The sequence below is a fragment of the Mycolicibacterium wolinskyi genome (assembly GCF_002101965.1).
In the GTDB taxonomy this organism is placed as follows: domain Bacteria; phylum Actinomycetota; class Actinomycetes; order Mycobacteriales; family Mycobacteriaceae; genus Mycobacterium; species Mycobacterium wolinskyi.
Genome location: NZ_LQQA01000017.1, coordinates 105749 through 129149 on the forward strand (window position 1 = coordinate 105749; position 23401 = coordinate 129149).

Genomic DNA, 23401 nt, shown 5'->3' on the forward strand with positions numbered 1-23401 from the left:
GTCAGGCCCCCAGTCCGGTGAGCAGGTTCGACAACGCTTCGACCGCATCGATTTTGGCGGTCAGGTATCCGTCGGGTTTGGCATCGGATTCGGCGACCGCCTTCTCCGGGCCCGCGAGCAGAACCTCGCGGACGCCTGCGGCGCGCGCCGCCGCGACCACCGCCGAGGCATCGGTGCCGTAGCGGGTGTCGGTTCCGCAGAGCACGGCGACCGACGGCGCACCCGCGTCCGCGACCGCGGCCGCGATTCCGGCCGCGTCGACGGTGCCGGGGTTGACCGCTTCGATACCGCCCGAGGCCAACAGGTTCGACGCGAACGTGGTGCGAATGTTGTGTTCGGCCAGCGGACCGAGCGGCAGCAACAGCACCTGTGGCCGCGCCCCGGTTTTGGCCAGGAATGCGTCGGAGCGGTCTCGCAGCGCCTCGAAGCCCGCCGCGTACCGGGCGATCGAAGAAGCTGAATCACTTTGAGCCAGCGGCTTTTCCGCGAGGTTCGGGAACTCGTTGACACCGGTGATCGCGGTACGGCGGTGCGCGATGTCGGCGCTGCGCCGTGCCGCGATCTCGGCGATCTGGGCCGCTACGTGGTCGCGCGCCGCCACGAACCCGCCGCGCGCCTCGATGTCCTGGAAATGCGTCCACGCCTCCCGGGCCAGTTGCGCAGTGAGATCCTCGACGAACCACGAGCCACCCGCCGGGTCGAGCACCTGGCCGATGTGTGACTCCTCCAGCAGCAGCAACTGGGTGTTGCGGGCGATGCGCCGGGCGAAACTCGTCGACGTCCCGTCCAGGCCACCCGGAATCGCCGCGTCGAACGGATGCACCTGCACGGTGTCGGCTCCCCCGACCCCCGCCGAGAACGCCGCCAGCGTGGTGCGCAGCATGTTCACCCAGGGGTCACGCTGTGTCATCATCGGCAGCGAGGTCACCGCATGGACCCGGGCGGCCCCGGCATCGGCGGCACCCAGCACCTCGGCGACCCGCGCCCACAGCTGTCGCGCGACGCGCAGCTTGGCGATCGTCATGAACTGGTCGTCGTCAGCGGCATAGCGGAAACTGATCTGCCGCAACGCATCCGGAGTGGTCAACCCGCCGTCGGTCAGGAGTCGCAGGTATTCCACCGCGGCGGCGACCGAGCCGGCGAGTTCCCACGCGGCGCTGGCGCCGAGGTTGTGGAACGCGGGGCCGTCGACTGTCACGGCACGCACCCCACCCCTGTAGCCGGTGAGTTTCGCGGCGGTGCCCAGCACGTCGGCGTCGTCGGCCGCGGGCCGGCCGGACAGCGGAGCCGTCAGCGGGTCGGCACCCAGGTCGATCGACAATCTCGAGCGCTGGTCGTCGTCGAGACCGGCCACGAGCGACAGCACCGCGTCGGCGGTCGCGGCCAGGTCTTCATCGGTGGCCTCGAAGATCACCGGCACGAGGTCGAGGAACACACCGTCGAGGAGGCGGTCGAGTTCGGCGGGCGCGATGCCGTCGTCCCCGCCGATCCGCAGGGCGAGCGCGCTCGCCCCCTCGGTGAGTGCCACGAGCACCGCGCCGTTGACGGTGTCCACGCCGGTGCCGGGGACGGCCGGGAATCCCTCGACGACCTTCCAACCCGACTTCACATCACGCAGTGCGTCACCGCCGCGGATGAACGGCCATTGGCCGGGCAGCGCGGGCTCGGCATGCTCGTCGAGGCTCGTGTACAGCGGCCGGATCGCGAAGCCCTCGTAGGTCGGGGAATCGAGCAGCCGTTCGGGCTCCGGCCCCAAGTCCGCCGGCTCGCGCCGACTGCTCTTAGCGAGCACACCGGCGACCGCCGTGCGCCACTGGTCGCGATCCGCTTCGATCGCGCTTGACCCCTGTAAAGACACCCGCATCTCCTGTTGTCGCAGCGTGTGACCTACCCACTTGCCCCTCAGGCTAAATGATCGCCGTCACCGCTCTGACCGCCGGTCAGCGGACTCACGGCGCTGCGCGATGGGGGCGCCTGCCCGCGACCCGTAGTCTTGGTAGGCGTGAAAGCCGTAGTCAGCACCCTGCGTACCGTGCGCGCTGCGGTAATCACGACGGCTTCGCAGCTCTCGACGCGGCGTATCTTGGCGCTCCTTGCGGGCATTGTGATTCTCGTCGCAGTCGCGCTGCTCGTGCCGCTGCCGACCGCCATGCAGCTGCGGGACTGGTCCACGTCGGTCGGTCCGTGGTTCCCGCTCGCGTTCCTCGGCGCGCACATCGTGGTGACCGTGTTCCCGTTTCCCCGCACGGCTTTCACACTGGCAGCGGGGCTGCTGTTCGGGCCGGCCACCGGCGTCGCGCTCGCGGTGGTCGCGAGCACCGTCAGCGCGGTATTGGCGCTGCTGTTGATCCGGGCCGCCGGGCTGCAGCTCAATCGGCTCGTATCGCATCCGCGGGTGGAGTCACTCGATGCGCGGCTGCGCCAGCGTGGCTGGCCGGTGGTCCTGTCGACGCGGATGATCCCCGCCGTGCCGTTCTCGGTGCTGAACTACGCGGCGGGCGCGTCGGCGGTGCGCGTGCTGCCGTACACCCTCGCCACGGTGGTGGGCCTGTTGCCCGGCACGGCCGCCGTCGTCATCCTGGGTGACGCGTTGACCGGCAATGTCAGCCCGATGCTGTTCGTGGTGTCGCTGTGCACCGCGGCGCTCGGGGTGGCCGGTTTGGTCTTCGAGATCCGCAGTCACCGGCGCGAGCAGCGCAAGAACCGGGCGGCCGACGCTCCGGCCGAAGAGGCCTTCTCCAGCTGATTCAGGTGGCCCGGCCGGTGCCCTTGGCGGTCAGCACCGCATAGGTCGCGAGGAAGCCGGCTGCCGGTATCGCGTTCACGGGTTTGTCATGAGCCCGGATGTGGGCTCCCACGGCGAGTACGAAGTACACGGTCAGCAGCGCCGTGGTCAGCCGGCCGAGCGCCGGGTAGCGCCCGGCGGCCAACAGACCCACCGCCGATGCCGACTTGATCACGGGAAAAATCCACCGGATCCGCGGCGGCACACCGAGATCGTCGAAGGCCTTGACGATGGGCGGCGCCTTGAACGCGCACGCGGCGGCATCACCCGCCTGGATCGCGGCCAGCGCAGCATATGTCTTGGGGACAGCCATGGTTTCACGCTAACCAGACGGCGCCGCGCGTCAACTCCTACTCCGCCCGGTGTGCACCGCCGGGCAATTCCGGCGAAGGCGGAACCCCCAGCGACGGATTAACCGGTGCCGAACCGAGCGGCGGAGTGGGTTTGCGCGCTTCGGCCTCCGCCTTGGCGACCGCCTGTGCGATCTCCGGATCGGTGTCCGTGGAGAACCAGTCGGCGACCTCGTCGCTGTCGTCCTCCGGCTTGGGCAGATCCTCGTCCACCGGCGACGGCGTGTAGCGGAACACGCCGTCCTCGCCGGGCGCGCCCAGCAGCTTGGTGAACCCCTGCAGCGCAGCTCCGAAATCGCTTGGCACCAGCCACACTTTGTTGGCCTCGCCCTTGGCCATCTGCGGAAGCGTCTGAAGGTACTGGTAGGCCAGCATCTCCGGGGTGGGCCGGCCGGCCTTGATGGCCGCGAACGTCTTCTCGATGGCCTTGGCCTGGCCCTGCGCCTGCAGATATTGGGCAGCGCGCTCGCCCTGCGCCCGCAACATGCGCGACTGGCGGTCGGCCTCGGCGGCGAGAATCGCGGCCTGCTTGGCACCTTCCGCGGCGAGGATCTGCGACTGCTTCTGGCCCTCGGCCTGCTTGATCGACGACTCGCGCACACCTTCCGCGGTCAGGATCATCGCGCGCTTCTCGCGGTCGGCCTTCATCTGCTTCTCCATCGATTCCTGGATCGACGGCGGCGGATCGATGGCCCGCAGTTCCACGCGAGCAACCCGCAGACCCCATCGCCCGGTCGCCTCGTCGAGCACACCGCGCAGCTGGCCGTTGATCTGGTCGCGCGACGTCAGGGTCTGCTCGAGCGTCATACCGCCGACCACGTTGCGCAGTGTGGTGGTGGTGAGCTGCTCGACGCCCACGATGTAGTTGCTGATCTGGTACACGGCCGCTTGCGGATTGGTCACCTGGAAGTAGACGACCGTGTCGATGTTGACCGTCAGGTTGTCCTCGGTGATCACCGGTTGCGGCGGGAACGACACCACGCGCTCACGCAGGTCCACCCGGGCCCTGATCTTGTCGATGAACGGCACGAGCAGCGTCAACTGGCCCGACACGGTTTTGCTGTACCGGCCCAGTCGCTCGATCACCGCCGCCTCGGCCTGGGGAATGAGCGCGACCGACTTGGCCACGATGATGATCGCGAACACCACGAGCACGATCAGCAAGACCAGGCCCGCTACTGCACCTTCCATGGGGATTCCCTCCTGAGGTCAAAGCGTCTTGAAGACAACCGCGGTCGCGCCGTCGATCCGGACCACCGTCACCTGGTCACCCGGTTCGTACACATCGTGGTCGTTGAGCGGCCGGGCGGTCCAGATCTCACCGTCGAGCTTGACCTGACCCTCGTGCTGCGCAACCCGATCGAGCACCAGAGCGGATTTGCCCTCAAGTGCTTTCACCGGCTCCGGCAGCCCCTTACCTGCCTCGAACCGCCGCCGCAGCGCCGGACGGACCAGCACCAGCAGCAACACCGAAACCACCAGGAACACCAGGCCGTCCGCCCAGATCGGCCAATCCAGAAGCCAGCTCGAACCGGTCGCCGCCAATGCGCCGCCCGCCAGCATCAGCAGGAACATGTCGCCGGTCAGCGCTTCAGCCCCGGCGAGCACCAGCGCCAGGATGAGCCAGATCAGCGGAACGGGCATGCGCCCACCCTAGCGAATCCGGCCTGATCGGCGGCCGACAATTACACTGCGAGCATCATGTGGTGTCCAAGTGCAACGCTGTCGATGTGGGTCAACGCCTGGCTCGCGGGTGCCGCCGCGCCTGACGATGTTCTGGATGCGTTATCGCAATGGGCGCCAACGCATTCTGTGACCGCCTACGATTCCGGTGCGGCCGCCCGCACGGGTTTGCCGTGGCCCGAACTGGAGGACTCCGGTTCGGTGTCGCTGCTGCAGACGCTGCGCACCGCCGTGGGCGGCGGCACGTCGATGCCCGCGATCACGGTTGCCCAGCCGGTTCCCGGCGACGTGCGCGGCCTGCCCGCGGGTACGCAGTTCCAGCGGGACGCACTCGCGGTCGGGGAAGCCGTGATGGTGACCCACGACGAACTCGACGGGGTCGGGCTCGTACCGGAATTCGAGTATTTCGAACTCGACGACGTGGAGATGGCGTCGGCGTTCGAACCCGAACCGCGGGCGCTGTCGTGGACGGTGTATTCCGTTCCGACGATGCCCGTCGCGGAGTACTTCGACCTCGGCGAGGCCGAGTACGAGTTGCGCGCGGCCGTCCGCTCGGCTGCCGAAACCCTCGGTGCACTACGCGCGGGCGTCGGAATCGACGTCGAGGATCCACGCGGGATGGTCGAGCAGATCCTGGAGGCCAACCGCCTGCACCGCATCCCGGACCACGCACCCACGCGGGCGGTCCGCGTGCTGGAGACCGCGGCGCACGTCGACGCGATCATCGCGGTGAGCTCGGGGTTGATGCCGATCGGGCTGCAGAGCTCGTCGGAGGTGCAGATCGCCGGCGACGCGTTGCGGCCGCTGGCACTTGTGGTGCGCTCGGCACGGCTGGCCGCCCTCAACGCGATACTGCGGTCGGCCTGGCGCGACTAGGGCGCCGAGCTAGGCCGGACCGCCGCAGCACTGCGGCGCGCAAGGCGCCCCGTTCACACTGAATCCGTAGCCCGGCACCGGGTTTGGGTCAACTACCCGCTGCGGCTCGGCACCGCTGCGGAGTTCGTCGATGAGTCCAGCCGCCAACCGGGCGAACCGCGGATCGGCGTTCGGAGTGGCGGCCCGCACGAATGCGATACCCGCCGCTTCGGCCTGCAACCGCAGTTCGTAGTCGAGGTCCCACACCACCTCGATATGGTCGGCGACAAAGCCGATCGGGCACACGATGACCGCCCGGGTCCCCCGCTCGCCCAACGCGCTCAGGTGATCGGCGACGTCGGGCTCCAGCCATGGGATGATCGGCGGGCCCGATCGGGACTGCCACACCTGGTCGTACTCCTCGAAGCCCGCCGCGGCCGCCACCAACCGGGTGGCATAGCCCACCTGCCGGCTGTACAGCCGCGGGCCGTGCCGCTCGTCGGCGGCGATCGGGATCGAGTGCGCGGTGAACACCAACCGGGCCTCGTCGCGCAGATCGTCCGGCAGTGACCGCGCGGCGGCGCCGATCGCGTCGGCGAACATCTCCACCAGGAGCGGGTGGTCGAAGTACTGCCTCAGCTTGACCAGTTCGGGGGCGCCGTCGCCGACCGCTGCGCGGGCCCTTGCGATGTCCTCGACGTACTGCTTGCAGCTCGAGTAGCCGCCCCAGGCCGATGTGGTGAAAACGGCCGCCCGCCGGATTCCGTTGTCCCGCATGGCCGCAACGGTGTCCTCGACATACGGGTCCCAGTTGCGGTTGCCGAAGTAGACGGGCAGGTCGGGAACCTGCAGGCGCAGTTGCTCGATCAGCGCGCGGTTGATGCCGTTGATCGGGGAAACCCCGCCGAAGTGCAGATAGTGTTCGGCCACCTCGGCAAGTCGTTCCGTCGAGATGCCCCGGCCGCGCGTGACGTTCTCGAGGAACGGCATCACCTGCTCGGGGCCCTCCGGACCGCCGAAGGACAACAGCAGAACGGCATCAAAGGTGGAGCAGTCCATTCCTTGTCGCCTGTCGCCCTAGAGCAGCTGCGTGCTGGCGCCGCCGTCGGCGTAGATGACCGTGCCGGTCGTGGCGGGCAGCCAGTCGGACAGCAGGGCGCACACGGTCTTGGCGACCGGCGTCGGGTCCTTCATGTTCCAGCCGAGCGGGGCACGCTGATCCCAGCCCTCCTCGAGCAGCTGCATCTGCGCCCCGGCCTCGTCACCGAGCGCACCGCCCACGATCGCGCTCATCGCCAGCGTCCGGATCGGCCCGGCCGCAACGAGATTCGACCGAACGCCGACCTTGCCCGCCTCACGTGCGACGAACCGGTTGACCGATTCGAGGGCGCTCTTGGCCACCGTCATCCAGTTGTAGGCAGGCATCGCGCGCGTCGGGTCGAAGTCCATGCCGACGATGCCGCCGCCCGGGTTCATGATCGGCAGCACGGCCTTGGCCAGCGAGGCGTACGAATACGCCGAGATGTGGATGCCCTTGGCGACGTCCTCATAGGGCGCGTCGAAGAACGGGTTGACGCCCATGCCGGTCTGCGGCATGAAGCCGATCGAGTGCACGACGCCGTCGATCTTGTTGCCCTCGCCGATCACCTCGGTGATGCGGTCGGCCAGCGTCGCCAGGTGCTCCTCGTTCTGCACGTCGAGCTCCAGCAGCGGGGCCTTCTCGGGCAGCCGGTCGGCGATGCGCTGGATGAGCTTCATCCGGTCGAAGCCGGTCAGCACCAGTTCGGCGCCGGCCTCCTGCGCGACCTTGGCGATGTGGAACGCGATCGAGGAATCGGTGATGATCCCCGTGACAAGGATGCGCTTGCCTTCTAGAAAGCCTGCCATGTGAAAGTCCTTCTCTCTCTTAGTGGCCCATGCCCATGCCGCCGTCGACCGGGATGACCGCGCCGGCGATGTAGCTCGCGTCCTCCGACGCGAGGAAGCTGACCGCGCCCGCGACCTCCTCGGCAGTGCCCACCCGCTTGGCCGGGATGAACTCCAGGGCGCCCGCCTGGATCCGCTCGTCGAGCGCGCGGGTCATTTCGGTGTCGATGTAGCCCGGTGCCACGACGTTGGCGGTGACCCCCGCCTTGGACAGTTCGCGCGAGATCGAGCGGGCCATGCCGATCAGGCCTGCCTTCGCCGCCGCATAGTTGGCCTGGTTGCCGATGCCCCACATGCCCGACACCGAACCGATGAAGATGATCCGGCCGAAGCGCTTGCGCTGCATGCTGCGCGACGCGCGCTGGGCCACCCGGAACGCTCCGGTGAGGTTGGCGTCGATGACGTCGGTGAACCGGTCCTCGGTCATCCGCATGAGGAATGCGTCTTTGGAGATGCCTGCGTTGGACACCAACACCTCGACCGGACCCTGGTGCTCTTCGACCTCCTTGAACGCACGGTCGACGGCCTCGTTGTCGGTGACGTCACACACGACGCCGAACAACCCCTCGGGTGCCCCGGATCCGCGGTGCGTCACGGCCACCTTGTGGCCGTCGGCGGCCAGCCGCTGCGCGATCGCCAGGCCGATACCCCGGTTTCCACCGGTGACCAGCACGGATCGTGATACGAAAGCGGGACGGCCCGCGGCGGATTCGCCCGCAGTCTCGGCTGGATTGTCGGTCACGGTAATTTCTCTGCTCCTCGCGTCCGCAGTCATCACCGTCAACTTAACGTGCGGCCTGCGGTTCCCCGAAATCGACACCGGGGCGCGCTCGGCGTAGCTCGACCGTGCGGTTACGGCGTCGAGTGTGACGTAGTGGCAGGATCTACGCCGGAGACCCACCGCCTGCGCACACTCGGTCGGCTGCCACCTATCCGGGCAACCGGCGGTTGATCAGCAACGCCGCGACGCCGGCCAACGCGAGCACCAGCGCACCCAGGCGCAGCCAGCCCACACTGGCGTCACCCTTGATGGTTTCGTAGCCGATCTGCTGCTGCAACGACGTGAACACGGCCTTGAGCTGTTCGAGGCTCGACGCGGTGAACGCGTCACCACCCGACAGCTGCGCGATCTTCTTGAGCATGTCGTCGTCGACCGGCACCGGCTGGCGCTGGTCGTTGATCTCGACGTAGCCGTACGGGGTGCCGAACGACACGGTCGAGATCGGCACACCCTGGTCATGGGCGGTCCGGGCGGCGGTGAACGCGCCCTTCGGGTTGTCCGGGTTGGACGGCACCGTTTCCTTGCCGTCCGACATGAGCACGATCCGGGCCGGCGGCGGTTCGTCGCCGCCGCCGATCACCGCACCGACGGTCGCGATCGCCTGCAACGCGGTGAAGATGCCCTCACCGGTGGCCGTGCGGTCGGCCAGCTGCAGCTTGTCGAGCCCGTTCTTGGTGGCCTCGCGGTTGGTCGTCGGCTGCACGAGCACGGTCGCGGTGCCGGCGTAGGCGATGAGTCCGAGGTTGATGCCCGGGGTCAGCTGATCGGCGAACTGCTTGGCGGCCTCCTGCGCGGCGACCAGGCGGCTGGGTGAGACGTCGGTCGCGCGCATCGACTGCGACACGTCGATCACCAGCATCACCACGGCACGGTTGCGCGGAATCCGGACGTCGTTGGTGGGACCGGCCATCGCGATCGTGAACAGGACGAGCGACGACACCAGCAGGATCGCGGGCACATGGCGCCAGCGGGTCGGCTGCTTGGGCGCCACGCTCTCCAACAGCTCCATGTTGGCGAACCGCAGGATGCGCTGCTTGCGCGCACGCTGCACGGCGATGTAGAGCGCGACGAGGCCCGCGACCACGATGAGGAACAGGAACCACCATGCGTGCGCGAAGCCCGACAGGCTCATCGGACCGAGTAACGGTAAAGTCATGTGCTACTTGCCATTTCAGTTTCGTGTCCTCGACACCGGACGGACCGGCCTAGTGACCGGCCAGGGCGCCGCGCCTCCGGTTGGCAACGAACCGGACCACATCGGCGATCCAGTCCCGGTCGGTGCGCAGGGTGAGCAGTGGGGCGTCGCAGCGCCGCAGGGTGCGGGCCACCTCTTCACGGTGCGCGGCGGCGGCCTGTTCGAAATCGCTGCGCAGTTGCGCGTCGATAGTGAACTCCCGGGTCACCCCGGTTTCGGTGTCCTGCAGGATGACGTCGCCGACGTCGGGCAGCTCGACGTCACGCGGGTCGAGCACCTCGATGCCCAGCACCTCGTGACGGCCCGCGATCGCCCGCAGCGGTCGCATCCAGTTGATAGGTCCAAGGAAGTCGCTGATGATCACCGCCATGCCGCGACGGCGCTCGGGCCGGCGCAGTGCGTCGATCGCGGCGGCGAGATCACCCCGGACACCGGTGGGAGCCTTGGGCGTGGTGGCGATCGCACGCAACAGTTCCTGCTCGTGCACCCGGCCGCTCAGCGCCGGAACCCGGCGCATCGTGTCGCCGTTGGCGATGATCGCGCCGATCCGGTTGCCGCCACCGCTGTTGAGAAATGCGATCGCGGCGGCGGCCGCCACCGCCAGATCGCGCTTCTCGCAGCCGGTGGTGCCGAAGTCGAGGCTCGCCGACACGTCGACGACGAGCCAGGTCTCCAGCTCGCGGTCGGCGATCATCTGCCGCACGTGCGGCTGGGTGGTGCGTGCCGTCACCGACCAGTCCATCCGGCGCACGTCGTCGCCGGGCTGGTAGATCCGCGACTCCCCCGGCTCGGACCCCGGGCCGGGTATCAGGCCGAGGTGATCGCCGTGCAGCACACCGTCGAGCTTGCGGCGCACCGTCAGCTCGAGCTTGCGCAGCGCCGCCGTCAGGGCGGGGTCACGGATCTCCCCGCGTTTGAGCGAAGGAAGGTCGACGGCGCGTCGGGAACTGGTCACCGACCGCTGGCCGCGGCAGCTGCGGCGGGAACGGCGGGCGGAACCGAATGACCTTGCTGCGGAAGAGCATTCACCTGCGGCAGGGCCACGGTCTGCAGGATCCGGTTGACCACCGTCTCCGCGGAGATCTCGTCGGCCAGTGCGTCGTAGGTCAGCACCAGGCGGTGGCGAAGCACATCGGGGATGACCTCGACGACGTCCTGCGGGATGACGTAGTCACGCCCGCGCACCAGCGCGAGCGCACGCGCCGCCGAGATGATGCCGAGCGAGGCACGCGGGGACGCGCCGTAGGCGATCCACGCCTTGGCGTCGGGCATGCCGAACTTCTCGGGCTCGCGCGTCGCGGTCACGATGCGCACCACGTAGTCCACCAATGCGTGGTGCACGAACGTGTTGGCCGCGATGTCCTGCAGGCGCAGCAGGTCGCCGGTCGCGAGGATCTGCTTGGGCTCGGGCGGCTTGACGCCCATCCGGTAGATGATCTCGCGCTCTTCCTCCGGCGACGGATAGTCGACGTTGAGCTTGAACAGGAAGCGGTCGCGCTGGGCTTCCGGGAGCGCGTACACGCCCTCTTGCTCGATGGGGTTCTGGGTGGCCATGACCAGGAAGGGACTCGGCAACGGGAAGGTCTTGCCGCCGATCGAGATCTTGCGCTCGGCCATGACCTCCAGCAACGCCGACTGCACCTTGGCCGGCGCGCGGTTGATCTCGTCGGCGAGCAGGAAGTTGACCACGACCGGGCCGAGCTCGATGTCGAAGTCTTCTTTGCCCTGCCGGTAGATGCGCGTACCGATGATGTCGGTGGGCACCAGGTCGGGCGTGAACTGGATACGGGCGAATGTCCCGCCAACGACCTTGGCGAACGTCTCGACGGCAAGGGTCTTGGCGACGCCTGGCACACCTTCGAGAAGCACGTGCCCCTTGGCCAGCAAACCGACGAGCATGCGCTCCACCAGTTGGTCCTGGCCGACGATGATGCGCTTGACCTCGAAGATCGCGCGTTCCAGGGTGTGCACCTCGGCCTGCAGACCACCGTTGGTGGCTGCCTGCGGGGCGGCCTGCGCGGCATGGGAGCCGGTCGGCCCGGGCGGATAGCCCGGCGCGGGGCCCGAACCGGGATACCCTCCGGCGCCCTGCGGCGGTCCACTCGGTGACGTCATCAACTTCCTCCCACGGTCGTGATCTGCAAAACGCTGGTCTTGCCGGTTGTACTCAGCCGGGCAATCAGGTGCCCGCAGTCAACTATTCCAGGCACCTCGGAATCCGTCGACGCTGGCCGGAACTGCTCAGCTTCCCCTCAGGATTCGATGATGCGGGCCGCGTAGGGCTGCAAACCCGATGTGCGCACCGGGCTCACCGTCACTTTGCCCGCGCTGCCGGATGCTTCGATCATCCGGCCACCGCCGAGGTACATCGCCACGTGCTGGCTGCCGCCCGGCCCCCAGAACAACAGGTCGCCGCGCTTGGCCTGGGCCACCGGGACTTTGCGGCCGGTGTTGTACTGATCGCCCGAGTACTTGGGGATCAACACGCCGACGCCCGCGTACGAGAACTGGGTGAAACCCGAGCAGTCGAAGCCCACCGTGTTGGCCCCGGAGTCGATGCCACGGCTCGGGCCGCTGGGCTTGCCGCCGCCCCACGAGTACGGCACGCCCATCTGCGTGCCGCCGCGCCGGATCACGTACTCGATGGCTTGTGGTCCTCGGACACTGCCGGCGGCAACGCTCGTCGGTGCCTCGTTGACGAGTCCGAGACTGGCCAGGAACTTGCGCCCCAGCCCCATCGTGACCTCGGTGGCCTGCGCGGTCGCCTGCAACGACGCGTTGGCGATCGCCAGCGGGTCACCCGGCGCGCCCGCACTGATCAGCTTCGGCAGCGTGGGGTCCCATTGACCGTCGTCGGGCGCGGCGCCGGCCGGGGTCACCAGTCCGATTCCCGCGACGGCGAGTGCCGCGATGACGGTCAGGCAACGTAAGACGAAGGAACGCAAGGTAATCCCATCAGTATTCGATAAGCCGGGTCACGTATGGCGTCATGCCGCTGGTGCGGACGGGCGAGATCTTGACGTGCGATCCGGTGTAGGGCGCCTCCAACATCTGCCCGTTGCCGAGGTACATCGCGACGTGCTGACTGGCGTTCGGTCCGTAGAAGATCATGTCGCCGCGACGCATCTGTGACGACGGGACCTTCCGTCCGGCGTTGTACTGCGACCCGGAGTAGTGGTCGAGCTTGATGCCGACGCCGGCGAACATGTAGAGCATCAGGCCCGAGCAGTCGAAGCCGACGGTGCCTGCGCCCGAATCGATTCCGCGGCTGGGTCCGGCCGCGTTACCGCCGCCCCACGAATACGGCACACCCATCTGCGACATCCCGCGCCGGATCACGTACTCCATGGCCTGGCGCCCGTAGACCCGCGGGATCGCACCGTTGGTGAAGCCGCTCGGGGTCGGCAGGATGCCCAGCTTCTGCAGGAACGTCCGCCCCATGTTCGCGGTGACCTGAGCCGAGGTCTGCGAGATGCCGAGGATGGCATTGATGATCGCGATCGGGTCACCGCTGACAAACGCGCTGGGGATCGCGGGCAGCGTGGGATCCCATGCGGTGTCCCAGTTCTGGCCGGCCTGGACGGGCGCACCCGGTGCGCGGTCCCAGTCCCCCGCCGCGGCCTGCGGGGCGGGCTGGGGTGCGCGCGCCGGCGCACCAGACGCCGCCGAGACCGTGCGCACCTGGTCGAGCTGGCGTTGGGCCGCGGCCCGTTCGGCGGTCAACCGCTGCAGTTCACCCTGTTGCGCGCTGAACGTCTGCTGGGCCTGCTTGAGCGCCGACACCGCGGAGTCCTGGCTGGTTTGCGCGTCGATGGTCGCCTGGTCGGCTTTCTGCTTCGCCAGCCGGGCCGTCGACTCGCGGTTCACCTGCTCGGTGCGGGCACGCTGCAGATCCGCGATCACCTGGTCGGCACTGGCCGCCAGGGCCTGGCCGGTGGCGGCGGTGCTGACCATGTCGCCGGGATCCGCGGCCGTCAGGTACGAGCTCGACGGCCCGTTGACGTAGGTCGCCGCCGCGAACGTGTCGAACCGCTTCTGGGCGGCCTCGATCGCCGCATTCGCATCGGCGATGCCCTGCTGGCTCGCCTCCACCTCGCGTTGCGCGGCTGCCGCGCCGTCACGCGCGGTCTGCACATCGAGGATCGCTTTGTTGACGGTCTCCTGTTGCGTCTGGATCGCCGCGCCCAGCTCCTGCAACTTCTGATCGGCATTGGCGACGGCCGCGACCAAGGTCGCGAGGTCTGAACCACCGGGGTCGGCGACCGCTGGGCCACCGCCGGACAGCGCTGTCGCCAGCAGCATGCCGAGCGTCAGCGGCACCGCGAAGATCCGGGCATACAGACGGGACGGAGAGGTCCGATCTGCGCCGCGAGTGCGCGGTCCGCGAGCGGTGCGTCTCATTCGACTCAAGTCTCCTATGGCTCAACGTCGGCCTACCGGCAGATTTGCTCGGCGCCTATGCGCAGAAGTCACACGAAGCACAACTACAACAATTGGTACCGATTGCACCGTACGTCACAGGTGACGCTAAAGAAACTTTAGTCACAAATTACAATAATGTAATTGCGAGGAGTGTGACCAATTAGTGATATTCGGACAATTTCCGAACTAATGTTCGATGCGCACTTCGGGCGTCACCGAGTGGCGTCCGACGGCTGCGCCGCGGCCGATCGTTTGCTGCGAACCTGCAGCATGCGGGTGCCGACGGCCGCCGCGGCGACGCCGAGGACGAGCACGATCGTCAATGCCGTCCACGGGAAATCCGGGGTCGTGATCTCGCCGACGAAATTCTGCGCAGAAAGGACCGGGTTGCCGGTCTTTGCCACGTCCTGACCGGCCTCCAAAGTCACCCGATCGAGCGTCGGACTGTAAGTACCGGCGAATGACGGACTCAACGCCAACACGGTCGACCCGGGATTGGCCTGGCCGACCTCGGTCGCGATATCCCGCAACGGCGTATCGATGCCCGGATTCCTCGGCAACACGACGATCTTGAGGTCGACGCCCTGCTGGCGCGCGTCGCTGACCACCTGTCGCAGCCCGTCGACGACTGCGGCCGGCGCACTCACGCCGTCGTCGCGAACATCGGCCTGCACCGCCGCCATGCACTGAGCGACGCCGTCGGGCTGGCCCGGATCGATGCCGACGGTTTCGCACACCTCGACCGGGATGAATGCCGGGAGGAACGGGATGACGTGCGGTCCAGTCACACAGGCAAGGTACCCGTGCCCGCACCGCCCCGAGAATCCACACCGACGATCGCGACGGCATCGTCACCGTCCCGTGCGCCCGTTGTCACGCCAGCGTGACCGTCGGCGCCGGTTGCCACTCTGGCGTGACAGTGGGGAGTTCACCCGAACCGGGTGGCAGGCGCCACGCGGGAAGGGAAGACTGGACCCCGCCCTGGAGCGCATTGCAGGACAAGCGTACTGTTAACATCGGAACGCCGCAGACACAGCCCGTCGCGGCGAGATTGAGCCGGGAGTTGATGTGAGCAGCGAGAATACGGAAAATTCGTCCCTTAACTCATTTGGTGCCCGTGACACCCTGACCGTCGGGGACCAGAGCTACGAAATCTATCGCCTGGACGCGGTGCCCGGTACCGAGAAGCTTCCCTACAGCCTCAAGGTGCTCGCGGAGAACCTGCTGCGCACCGAGGACGGCGCCAACATCACCAAGGACCACATCGAGGCCATCGCCAACTGGGATCCCTCGGCCGAGCCGAGCGTCGAGATCCAGTTCACCCCGGCCCGCGTGCTGATGCAGGACTTCACCGGTGTGCCCTGCATCGTCGACCTGGCCACCATGCGCGAGGCCGTGGCCGCCCTCGGCGGCGACCCGAACAAGGTCAACCCGCTGTCGCCGGCCGAGATGGTCATCGACCACTCGGTCATCCTCGACGTGTTCGGCAACGCCGGCGCCTTCGAGCGCAACGTCGAGCTCGAATACGAACGCAACTCCGAGCGCTATCAGTTCCTGCGCTGGGGCCAGGGCGCGTTCGACGACTTCAAGGTCGTCCCCCCGGGCACCGGCATCGTGCACCAGGTCAACATCGAGTACCTGGCCCGCGTCGTCATGGTCCGTGACGGCAAGGCCTACCCCGACACCTGTGTTGGCACCGACAGCCACACCACCATGGAGAACGGCCTCGGCGTGCTGGGCTGGGGCGTCGGCGGTATCGAGGCCGAGGCCGCCATGCTGGGCCAGCCCGTCTCGATGCTCATCCCCCGCGTCGTCGGCTTCAAGCTGACCGGTGAGATCAAGCCCGGCGTCACCGCGACCGACGTCGTGCTCACCGTCACCGACATGCTGCGCCGCCACGGCGTGGTCGGCAAGTTCGTCGAGTTCTACGGCAAGGGCGTGGCCGAGGTGCCGCTGGCCAACCGCGCCACCCTGGGCAACATGAGCCCCGAATTCGGTTCCACCGCAGCGATCTTCCCGATCGACGAAGAGACCATCAACTACCTGCGGTTGACCGGGCGCAGCGAGCAGCAGCTGGCGCTGGTCGAGGCCTATGCCAAGACGCAGGGCATGTGGCACAACCCGGACAAGGAGCCGGTGTTTTCCGAGTACCTGGAGCTGGACCTGTCGACGGTGGTGCCGTCGATCTCGGGCCCGAAGCGCCCGCAGGACCGCATCGAGCTGTCGGATGCCAAGAACGCCTTCCGCAAGGACATCCACAACTACGTCGAGGAGAATCTCCCGACGCCGCACACCCAACTCGACGAGGCGGTCGAGGAATCGTTCCCGGCCTCCGACCCCGCCAAGCTGTCGTTCGCCGACGACGGCGCGGTGGACGTGCGTCCGTCCGCGGCCAACGGCTCCGAGGGCCGGCCGTCGAAGCCGATCACCGTGCGCTCCGAGGAGCGCGGTGAGTTCGTGCTCGATCACGGGGCTGTCGTCGTCGCGGGTATCACGTCGTGCACCAACACCTCCAACCCGTCGGTCATGCTCGGCGCGGCGCTGCTCGCCAAGAAGGCCGTCGAGAAGGGCCTGAGCACCAAGCCGTGGGTCAAGACGAACATGGCGCCGGGCAGCCAGGTCGTCACCGACTACTACAACAAGGCCAACCTCTGGCCGTACCTGGAGAAGCTGGGCTACTACCTGGGCGGCTACGGCTGCACCACCTGCATCGGCAACACCGGCCCGCTGCCGGACGAGATCTCCAAGGCCATCAACGACAACGATCTGTCGGTGACCGCGGTGCTCTCGGGCAACCGCAACTTCGAGGGCCGTATCTCCCCCGACGTCAAGATGAACTACCTGGCGTCCCCGCCGCTGGTGATCGCCTACGGCATCGCGGGCACCATGGACTTCGACTTCGAGACCGACCCGCTCGGCCAGGATCAAGACGGTAACGACGTCTTCCTCAAGGACATTTGGCCATCTGCCCAAGAGATCGAGGAGACCATCGCGTCCTCGATCAACCGGGAGATGTTCACCGAGTCCTACGCTGACGTGTTCAAGGGCGACGACCGCTGGCGTTCGCTGGCCACCCCGGAGGGTGACACCTTCGAGTGGGACGAGTCGTCGACCTACGTCCGCAAGGCCCCGTACTTCGACGGCATGCCCGCCGAGCCGGAGCCCGTCACCGACATCAAGGGCGCCAGAGTGCTTGCGCTGCTGGGCGATTCGGTCACGACCGACCACATCAGCCCGGCAGGCGCGATCAAGCCGGGCACCCCGGCCGCGCAGTACCTCGACGCCAACGGCGTCGAGCGCAAGGATTACAACTCGCTGGGGTCGCGGCGCGGCAACCACGAGGTGATGATCCGCGGCACGTTCGCCAACATCCGCCTGCGCAACCAGCTGCTCGACGACGTGTCCGGTGGCTACACGCGTGACTTCACCCAGGAGGGTGGCCCGCAGTCGTTCATCTACGACGCGTCGGTGAACTACAAGAAGGCCGGCATCCCTCTCGTGGTGCTGGGCGGCAAAGAGTATGGATCGGGCTCCTCGCGTGACTGGGCGGCCAAGGGCACGGTGCTGCTCGGCGTCAAGGCCGTCATCACCGAGTCGTTCGAGCGCATCCACCGCTCGAACCTGATCGGCATGGGCGTCATCCCGCTGCAGTTCCCGCCAGGCGAGTCGGCCGCGAGCCTCAAGCTCGACGGCACCGAGACCTACGACATCACCGGCATCGAGGCGCTCAACGAGGGCAAGACGCCGAAGACAGTCAAGGTCACCGCGACCAAGGACGATGGTTCCAAGGTCGAGTTCGATGCGGTCGTTCGCATCGACACCCCCGGTGAGGCCGACTACTACCGCAACGGCGGCATCCTGCAGTACGTGCTGCGCAACATGCTGAAGGCGAAGTAGACCCGGCGGACCGGCAGAAGGTAACGCGTTGCCCCGGGTAACCGACGACCATCTCGCAGCCCGGCGCCGTCAGATCCTTGACGGCGCCAGGCGCTGCTTCGCCCAATACGGCTACGAGAGTGCGACCGTGCGGCGGCTCGAGCAGACGATCGGGCTGTCGCGCGGCGCGATCTTTCACCACTTCAAGGACAAGGACACCTTGTTCTTCGAACTGGCCCGCGAGGACGCCGAACGCATGGCCGACGTCGCGGCGCGCGAAGGCCTGATCCAGGTCATGCGTGATCTGCTGGCCGAGCCCGAGCAGTACGACTGGCTGGCCACCCGGCTGGAGATCGCGCGAAAGCTCCGCAATGACCCGGCATTTCACCAAGGCTGGGCGGAACGGTCAGCCGAGCTGTCGGCAGCGACGACCGAGCGCTTGCGCCGGCAGAAGCAAGCCGGACGCCTGCGTGACGATGTGCCGAGCGCAGTGCTGCACATCTACCTCGACCTGGTGCTCGACGGCCTCGTCGCCCGGCTGGCTTCAGGTGAAGACCCGAAGAACCTCAGCGCCGTCCTCGATCTGGTGGAAGCCTCGGTGCGACAGCAGCAGCCGACGAGCCAGTGAGTCAGGCCCGCGTCTTGGTCCGGTGATTGGGCCCACCGCGGCTGCGCATGGTGGTGCCGGACTCCCGCAGCAAGCTGTGTATCGAGCCGTAGGACCGACCGGTCCTAGCAACCAGCGAGCGGATGCTGGCACCCCCCTCGTAGGCGCGGCGCAACTCGTTCAACAGCTCGTCCCGGGTCTTGTTCGTTTCCTTCATCGACATCTCCCCGCTCTCGATGTCCCGACGCATACCCACCCTAGGAAGCAGTCACACACCGATGGGCGGATTTGTCCAACGTCTTAGATTTACGTGGCCGAAAGCGAGACGGGTCTTGAGTTTTCGCGTCAGGCGAGTTCGATGAGATCGCGGTAGTCGTTTGACCAGAAGTCCTCGGTGCCATCCGGGAGCAGCACGACCCGCTGCGGATCGAGCGCTTCCGCGGCGCCCGGGTCGTGCGTCACCAGCACGACCGCACCGACATAGCTGCGCAGCGCGTCGAGCACCTGTTCACGTGACGCGGGGTCGAGGTTGTTGGTCGGCTCGTCGAGCAGCAACACGTTGGCCGTCGAGGCCACCAGGCCGGCCAGCGCCAGCCGGGTCTTCTCGCCACCCGACAGCGTGCCCGCCGGCTGATCGAGCTGGGGACCGGTGAACATGAACGCGCCGAGCAGGCCACGCAGATCCTGCTCACCGGTGTCGGGAGCCGCGTGCCGGATGTTCTCCCAGACCGTGGCGTGGTCGTCGAGCGTGTCGTGCTCCTGGGCGAAGTAGCCGATCTTGCAGCCGTGGCCGGGTTCCAGCCCGCCCGCGTCGGGGCTCTCGGTCCCGGCGAGCAGCCGCAACAGCGTCGTCTTGCCCGCGCCGTTGAGCCCGAGCACGACGACGCGCGAACCCCGGTCGATGGCCAGATCGACGCCGGTGAAGACCTCGAGCGACCCGTAGTTCTTGGTCAGCCCCTTGGCCACCAACGGCGTCTTGCCGCACGGAGCCGGCCTCGGGAACTTGATCCGGGCGACCTTGTCGGCGACCCGTTCCTCGTCCAGAGACGCCATCATGCGATCGGCTCGACGCAACATGTTCTGCGCCGCAACGGCTTTCGTCGCCTTGGCGCCCATCTTGGCCGCCTGAGCCCGCAGCGCCGATGCCTTGCGCTCGGCGTTGGCGCGCTCACGACGGCGGCGCTGCTCGTCGGTGGCGCGGGCATCGAGGTACTTCTGCCACGTCATGTTGTAGACGTCGACCTCACCGCGGACGGCGTCGAGGAACCACACCCGGTTCACGACCTCGGCCAGCAGGTCGACGTTGTGGCTGATCACCACGAGCCCGCCGGTGTGATTGTGCAGGAAGTCCCGCAACCAGCCGATCGAGTCGGCGTCGAGGTGGTTGGTCGGTTCGTCGAGCAGGAGTGTGGTGGCCGATCCCGAGCCGGTGTCGCTCGCGGCGAACAGGATGCGCGCGAGTTCGATACGGCGGCGCTGGCCGCCCGACAGCGTGCGCAACTGCTGGGTGAGCACGCGGTCCGGCAGGCCGAGGCTCGCGCAGATGCGGCCCGCCTCGCTCTCGGCCGCATAGCCGCCGAGTGCGGAGAATCGCTCCTCCAGTTGGCCGTAGCGGCGCACCGCTTTGTCCCTGGCGGCGTCGTCGGCGACCTCGGCCATCAACACCTGCTGCTTCTCCAGGTCGGCGAGCAGCGTGTCCAGGCCCCGCGCGGACAGCACGCGATCGCGGGCCAGCACGTCGAGATCGCCTTCCTTGGGATCCTGTGGCAGGTAACCGATCTCCCCGGTGCGCGAGATCGAGCCCGCATAGGGTTCGCCCTCGCCGGCGAGGATGCGCATCGTCGTGGTCTTGCCCGCGCCGTTCCGGCCGACCAGGCCGATCCGATCGCCGGGCTGGACGCGCAGCGCCGCGCCCTCGGTGGACAGCAGAGTGCGCGCGCCGGCGCGGACCTCCAGGTCCGTTGCGGTGATCACGCTGCTCTGCTCCTATCCTCGGGTTTCCCGGATCTGCTGGCTGTCCGGTCAAGGCTGGGAGTCGCTTTTCGGCACGGGCCGCCCCAGCGTTCTCGAAGTTCGCAGCAGCGGGCGCACGAAGAGTAGTCCCAGGCCGTCGGCCGGTATGTGCCCCTCCAGGCTAGCGGCGTCCAGTCCACTCCAAAGACCGCGCCTGGTCAACTCGGTTTCCGGGCCGGTGACGCCGGCACAGGAGTTTGCCGACTTGCGATGGCGGCCCGGACAGCGTTTCCTGAGACAAACCTCACCGGCCAAGGGGGGCATCGGGTAGAGGGCACATCAAACAGATCCGTTCGCCTAAGCTCGTTTGGTCGTGCATCGGAGAGCTATGAGAGGGGCATAGTCATCGAGTCGTCAATCCCTGCCGTCCTGAGGGAGCGCGCGAGCATACAGCCCAACGATGTCGCGTTCACGTACATGAACTACGACACCGCTTGGGAAGGCGTTCCCGAGAGCCTGACGTGGTCGCAGCTGCATCGGCGGGCAGTCAACCTGGCCGACGAGATCCGCGAGCGCGCCGAGTTCGGCGACCGCGCAGTGATCCTCGCGCCCCAGGGCATGGAGTACGTGGTCGGTTTCCTCGGCGCACTCCAGGCCAACCTCATCGCGGTCCCGCTGTCGGTGCCCATGCCCGGCGTGAGCGACGAGCGAGTCACCGCCGTCCTCGCCGACGCGACACCGACGGTGATATTGACCACGTCGGCCATCGTCGACGATGTCCGGCCGTATGCCACAAGCGTCGACGGGCGCCCCGCGCCGGCGATCATCGAGATCGACAAACTCGACCTCGATACCCGGCGCCGGGTCACCCGCCGCCGCGAAGAATGCCCCGAACTCGCCTACCTGCAGTACACCTCGGGTTCGACGAGAATCCCGGCGGGCGTGATGGTGTCGCATCTCAACCTCGCGACCAACTTCGAGCAGATGACCACGTACTTCTTCGCCGATCACGGCAAGGTGGCGCCGCCGGGCACGTCGGTGGTCTCCTGGCTGCCCTTCTATCACGACATGGGCTTGCTGCTGGGTATCTGCGCACCGATCCTCGGCGGTTGGGAGACGGTGTTCACCAGCCCGATCGCGTTCCTGACCCGCCCGGCACGCTGGATGCAGCTGCTCAGCAACCGGCAGTGGGGCCTGAGTGCGGCCCCGAACTTCGCATTCGACCTTGCCGCCGCGCGGACCACCGACGAGGACATGGCCGGCCGCGATCTCGGCAACGTGCTCGCGATCATGAGCGGGGCCGAACGCGTGCAGCCGGTCACGGTCCGCAGATTCGCGCAGCGATTCGCCCCGTTCAACCTGTCGGACACCGTGATCCGGCCGTCGTATGGCCTCGCCGAGGCCACGCTGTACGTCGCCACCCATGCGCCCGGTTCGAGCCCGACGGTGGTGACCTTCGAGCCCGAGAAACTCTCACAGGGCCAGGCTGAGCGGGCTGACGGCGGAACCCCGCTGATCAGTTACGGCACGCCCGAGTCGCCTGCCGTGCGCATCGTCGATCCCGAAACCCGGCGCGAATGCGGCGCTGGCTCGATCGGCGAGATCTGGACGCGCGGCGACAACATCTGCCTCGGCTACTGGAACAAGACCGACGAGACCGCACACACCTTCGGTGGCCGGATCGACAACCCGTCGGACGGCACCCCGGCCGAAAGCTGGCTGCGCACCGGCGATCTGGGTTTCATCTCGGAAGGTGAACTGTTCATCATCGGCCGGCTGAAGGATCTGCTGATCGTGCGCGGGCGCAATCACTATCCCGATGACATCGAGGCCACCGTCAGCGCGATCTCGAAGGGCCGGGTCGCGGCGATCTCGGTCGACCGGGACGGCACCGAGCAGTTGGTCGTCATCATCGAGGTCAAAGAACAGGGCAACGACCCCGAGAACGCCGGCAAACACGAGGCGCTCAAGACCGAGGTGACGGCCGCGATCGCCAACGCGCACGGGATCGGGCCGGCAGATCTGGCGCTGGTATCCCGCGGATCGCTGCCGATCACCACGAGCGGCAAGATCCGCAGGCAGAAATGCGCCGAGCTGTACCGGACCGATGCGTTGACCCGCGTCGACGGCTGACGGGACGGTACGCAGCGGATGTATCAACAGTCCAGCCCGGGCCGCCCGGTGCGATCGGTCAGGTTGTCATGATCTCGTTCGTCATCCCGACGCTCAACGAAGAGGAGACGATCGGGAAGACCCTCGAATGTCTGTCGGAGTACGCGGGCGAGCACGAGATCATCGTTTCCGACGGATGCAGTACCGACCGGACGGTCGACATCTGCCGCCAGTACACCGACACCGTGGTCGTCCACGACAAGCCCCATCGGCAGACGATCGCCGAAGCCAGGAACGCCGGTGCCGCGGTCGCCCGCGGTGATTTCCTCGTGTTCCTCGACGCCGACGTCATCGTGCCCGATGTCAACGAGTTCTTCCGAGTGGCCGACCAGGCCTTCCGGTCGATCGACGGCCTGGTGGCGTTGACCGGAAAGTACCGGGTCCTGCCGGAGGTGAGCACTGCGGCGGACAAGTACGTCTTCACCATGCTGGGCCTGCAGTTCCTGTTGCAGAACAACGTGTTTCGGGTCGGCGCCGCGGGCGGCGAGTTCCAGATGATCACTGCCGAGGCGTTCCGATCGGTGGGCGGCTTCGACGAGAAACTCGTGGCCGCCGAGGACATGGACCTGTTTCGCAGGCTGTCGCGCATCGGGCGTACGCACTTCGCCCGGCAACTGACCGTCTACCACTCCGGTCGGCGCGCACATTCCATCGGTTGGCCGCGGCTGCTCTGGAAATGGTTCAGCAATTCGGTCTCGGTGTTCCTGTTCAGAAAATCGGTGAGTAGAGAATGGGAGGCGATCCGGTGATGCCGACCATGCGCGACGGCGGCAACATGGCGCCGGCCCAACGGTGT

The 23401-nt window shown here is 67.5% G+C and carries 21 protein-coding genes and 1 pseudogene; 6 read left to right on the forward strand and 16 right to left on the reverse strand.

The genetic code is table 11. The features are described 5' to 3' along the window. Position 1: 1 nt before the first annotated feature. Positions 2-1864, reverse strand: a complete 1863-nt coding sequence (gene mutA / locus AWC31_RS18925) for a methylmalonyl-CoA mutase small subunit (protein WP_207626384.1) — start codon at positions 1862-1864, stop codon at positions 2-4. A 138-nt stretch (positions 1865-2002) separates the two neighbouring features. Between mutA and AWC31_RS18930 the strand changes: the two genes are divergently transcribed. Further along, positions 2003-2746 carry a TVP38/TMEM64 family protein gene (locus AWC31_RS18930; RefSeq protein ID WP_085145627.1) on the forward strand — a complete coding sequence of 248 codons (744 nt, stop codon included), beginning with the start codon at positions 2003-2005 and terminating at the stop codon, positions 2744-2746. Position 2747: 1 nt separating this feature from the next. Here the strand turns inward: AWC31_RS18930 and AWC31_RS18935 are convergent, their stop codons facing one another. Genes AWC31_RS18935 through AWC31_RS18945 form a run of 3 tightly spaced genes read right to left on the reverse strand, consistent with a single transcriptional unit; the run spans position 2748 to position 4779 of the window. Continuing rightward, on the reverse strand, positions 2748-3098 hold the full coding sequence (locus AWC31_RS18935; protein ID WP_085145628.1) for a DoxX family protein: 351 nt from the start codon (positions 3096-3098) through the stop codon (positions 2748-2750). Between the two features lie 37 nt (positions 3099-3135). Continuing rightward, complete coding sequence (locus AWC31_RS18940) at positions 3136-4326, reverse strand: SPFH domain-containing protein (RefSeq protein WP_067845343.1); 1191 nt, start codon at positions 4324-4326, stop codon at positions 3136-3138. Positions 4327-4344: 18 nt separating this feature from the next. Next, positions 4345-4779 (reverse strand): NfeD family protein, encoded by a 435-nt coding sequence (locus AWC31_RS18945; protein WP_067845342.1) that lies wholly within the window; start codon positions 4777-4779, stop codon positions 4345-4347. A 57-nt stretch (positions 4780-4836) separates the two neighbouring features. Here AWC31_RS18945 and AWC31_RS18950 point away from each other — a divergent pair, with 57 nt between their 5' ends. Further along, complete coding sequence (locus tag AWC31_RS18950) at positions 4837-5694, forward strand: Rv1486c family protein (protein ID WP_085145629.1); 858 nt, start codon at positions 4837-4839, stop codon at positions 5692-5694. A 9-nt stretch (positions 5695-5703) separates the two neighbouring features. Here the strand turns inward: AWC31_RS18950 and AWC31_RS18955 are convergent, their stop codons facing one another. The 9 genes from AWC31_RS18955 to AWC31_RS18995 all read right to left on the reverse strand — a co-directional run bounded on the left by AWC31_RS18955 (position 5704) and on the right by AWC31_RS18995 (position 14785). Next, positions 5704-6732, reverse strand: a complete 1029-nt coding sequence (locus AWC31_RS18955) for a ferrochelatase (protein WP_085145630.1) — start codon at positions 6730-6732, stop codon at positions 5704-5706. 18 nt (positions 6733-6750) lie between these two features. Beyond that, the gene (inhA, locus tag AWC31_RS18960) at positions 6751-7560 is read right to left on the reverse strand and encodes an NADH-dependent enoyl-ACP reductase InhA (RefSeq protein WP_085145631.1); all 810 of its coding nucleotides are present in this window, start codon (positions 7558-7560) and stop codon (positions 6751-6753) included. 19 nt (positions 7561-7579) lie between these two features. Then, positions 7580-8374, reverse strand: a complete 795-nt coding sequence (fabG1, locus tag AWC31_RS18965) for a 3-oxoacyl-ACP reductase FabG1 (RefSeq protein ID WP_275082528.1) — start codon at positions 8372-8374, stop codon at positions 7580-7582. Positions 8375-8528: 154 nt separating this feature from the next. Further along, positions 8529-9536 carry a VWA domain-containing protein gene (locus AWC31_RS18970; RefSeq protein WP_067845337.1) on the reverse strand — a complete coding sequence of 336 codons (1008 nt, stop codon included), beginning with the start codon at positions 9534-9536 and terminating at the stop codon, positions 8529-8531. A gap of 49 nt (positions 9537-9585) precedes the next feature. Continuing rightward, complete coding sequence (locus AWC31_RS18975; protein ID WP_067845336.1) at positions 9586-10530, reverse strand: DUF58 domain-containing protein; 945 nt, start codon at positions 10528-10530, stop codon at positions 9586-9588. After that, the gene (moxR1, locus tag AWC31_RS18980) at positions 10527-11690 is read right to left on the reverse strand and encodes a chaperone MoxR1 (protein WP_067845335.1); all 1164 of its coding nucleotides are present in this window, start codon (positions 11688-11690) and stop codon (positions 10527-10529) included. The genes AWC31_RS18975 and moxR1 overlap by 4 nt, the downstream gene beginning before the upstream one ends. A gap of 137 nt (positions 11691-11827) precedes the next feature. Next, the gene (ripB, locus tag AWC31_RS18985) at positions 11828-12520 is read right to left on the reverse strand and encodes an NlpC/P60 family peptidoglycan endopeptidase RipB (protein ID WP_085145632.1); all 693 of its coding nucleotides are present in this window, start codon (positions 12518-12520) and stop codon (positions 11828-11830) included. 10 nt (positions 12521-12530) lie between these two features. After that, entirely contained in the window at positions 12531-13976 is a 1446-nt protein-coding gene (gene ripA, locus AWC31_RS18990) for an NlpC/P60 family peptidoglycan endopeptidase RipA (RefSeq protein ID WP_085145633.1), read from the reverse strand. A gap of 233 nt (positions 13977-14209) precedes the next feature. Beyond that, complete coding sequence (locus AWC31_RS18995) at positions 14210-14785, reverse strand: Rv1476 family membrane protein (protein WP_085145634.1); 576 nt, start codon at positions 14783-14785, stop codon at positions 14210-14212. Positions 14786-15065: 280 nt separating this feature from the next. Here AWC31_RS18995 and AWC31_RS19000 point away from each other — a divergent pair, with 280 nt between their 5' ends. Further along, positions 15066-17894, forward strand: a complete 2829-nt coding sequence (locus tag AWC31_RS19000) for an aconitate hydratase (protein ID WP_085145635.1) — start codon at positions 15066-15068, stop codon at positions 17892-17894. A 28-nt stretch (positions 17895-17922) separates the two neighbouring features. Further along, positions 17923-18501, forward strand: a complete 579-nt coding sequence (locus AWC31_RS19005) for a TetR/AcrR family transcriptional regulator (RefSeq protein WP_067845326.1) — start codon at positions 17923-17925, stop codon at positions 18499-18501. Between the two features lies 1 nt (position 18502). Here AWC31_RS19005 and AWC31_RS19010 read toward each other — a convergent pair whose 3' ends face one another. From AWC31_RS19010 to AWC31_RS37895, 3 genes and pseudogenes are all read right to left on the reverse strand, one after another. Continuing rightward, positions 18503-18697 carry a helix-turn-helix domain-containing protein gene (locus tag AWC31_RS19010; RefSeq protein ID WP_067845859.1) on the reverse strand — a complete coding sequence of 65 codons (195 nt, stop codon included), beginning with the start codon at positions 18695-18697 and terminating at the stop codon, positions 18503-18505. A gap of 128 nt (positions 18698-18825) precedes the next feature. Next, positions 18826-20454, reverse strand: coding sequence for an ABC-F family ATP-binding cassette domain-containing protein (locus tag AWC31_RS19015; protein WP_085145636.1), 1629 nt, complete (start codon positions 20452-20454; stop codon positions 18826-18828). Positions 20455-20500: 46 nt separating this feature from the next. Further along, positions 20501-20682, reverse strand: a pseudogene (locus tag AWC31_RS37895) (enoyl-CoA hydratase); the annotation flags it as partial. A gap of 150 nt (positions 20683-20832) precedes the next feature. On the opposite strand from AWC31_RS37895, the gene AWC31_RS19025 reads away from it, so the two are divergent. After that, positions 20833-22566, forward strand: a complete 1734-nt coding sequence (locus tag AWC31_RS19025) for an AMP-binding protein (protein ID WP_234816919.1) — start codon at positions 20833-20835, stop codon at positions 22564-22566. A 68-nt stretch (positions 22567-22634) separates the two neighbouring features. Further along, complete coding sequence (locus tag AWC31_RS19030) at positions 22635-23354, forward strand: glycosyltransferase (protein ID WP_165765995.1); 720 nt, start codon at positions 22635-22637, stop codon at positions 23352-23354. The last annotated feature ends 47 nt before the right edge of the window (positions 23355-23401 follow it).

Coding starts and splice junctions, on each gene's coding strand:
- mutA (WP_207626384.1), bottom strand. CDS start 1,864: ATGCGGGTGTCTTTACAGGGGTCAAGCGCGATCGAAGCGGATCGCGAC.
- AWC31_RS18935 (WP_085145628.1), bottom strand. CDS start 3,098: ATGGCTGTCCCCAAGACATATGCTGCGCTGGCCGCGATCCAGGCGGGT.
- AWC31_RS18940 (WP_067845343.1), bottom strand. CDS start 4,326: ATGGAAGGTGCAGTAGCGGGCCTGGTCTTGCTGATCGTGCTCGTGGTG.
- AWC31_RS18945 (WP_067845342.1), bottom strand. CDS start 4,779: ATGCCCGTTCCGCTGATCTGGCTCATCCTGGCGCTGGTGCTCGCCGGG.
- AWC31_RS18950 (WP_085145629.1), top strand. CDS start 4,837: ATGTGGTGTCCAAGTGCAACGCTGTCGATGTGGGTCAACGCCTGGCTC.
- AWC31_RS18955 (WP_085145630.1), bottom strand. CDS start 6,732: ATGGACTGCTCCACCTTTGATGCCGTTCTGCTGTTGTCCTTCGGCGGT.
- inhA (WP_085145631.1), bottom strand. CDS start 7,560: ATGGCAGGCTTTCTAGAAGGCAAGCGCATCCTTGTCACGGGGATCATC.
- fabG1 (WP_275082528.1), bottom strand. CDS start 8,374: ATGACTGCGGACGCGAGGAGCAGAGAAATTACCGTGACCGACAATCCA.
- AWC31_RS18970 (WP_067845337.1), bottom strand. CDS start 9,536: ATGACTTTACCGTTACTCGGTCCGATGAGCCTGTCGGGCTTCGCGCAC.
- moxR1 (WP_067845335.1), bottom strand. CDS start 11,690: ATGACGTCACCGAGTGGACCGCCGCAGGGCGCCGGAGGGTATCCCGGT.
- ripA (WP_085145633.1), bottom strand. CDS start 13,976: ATGAGACGCACCGCTCGCGGACCGCGCACTCGCGGCGCAGATCGGACC.
- AWC31_RS19010 (WP_067845859.1), bottom strand. CDS start 18,697: ATGAAGGAAACGAACAAGACCCGGGACGAGCTGTTGAACGAGTTGCGC.
- AWC31_RS19030 (WP_165765995.1), top strand. CDS start 22,635: ATGATCTCGTTCGTCATCCCGACGCTCAACGAAGAGGAGACGATCGGG.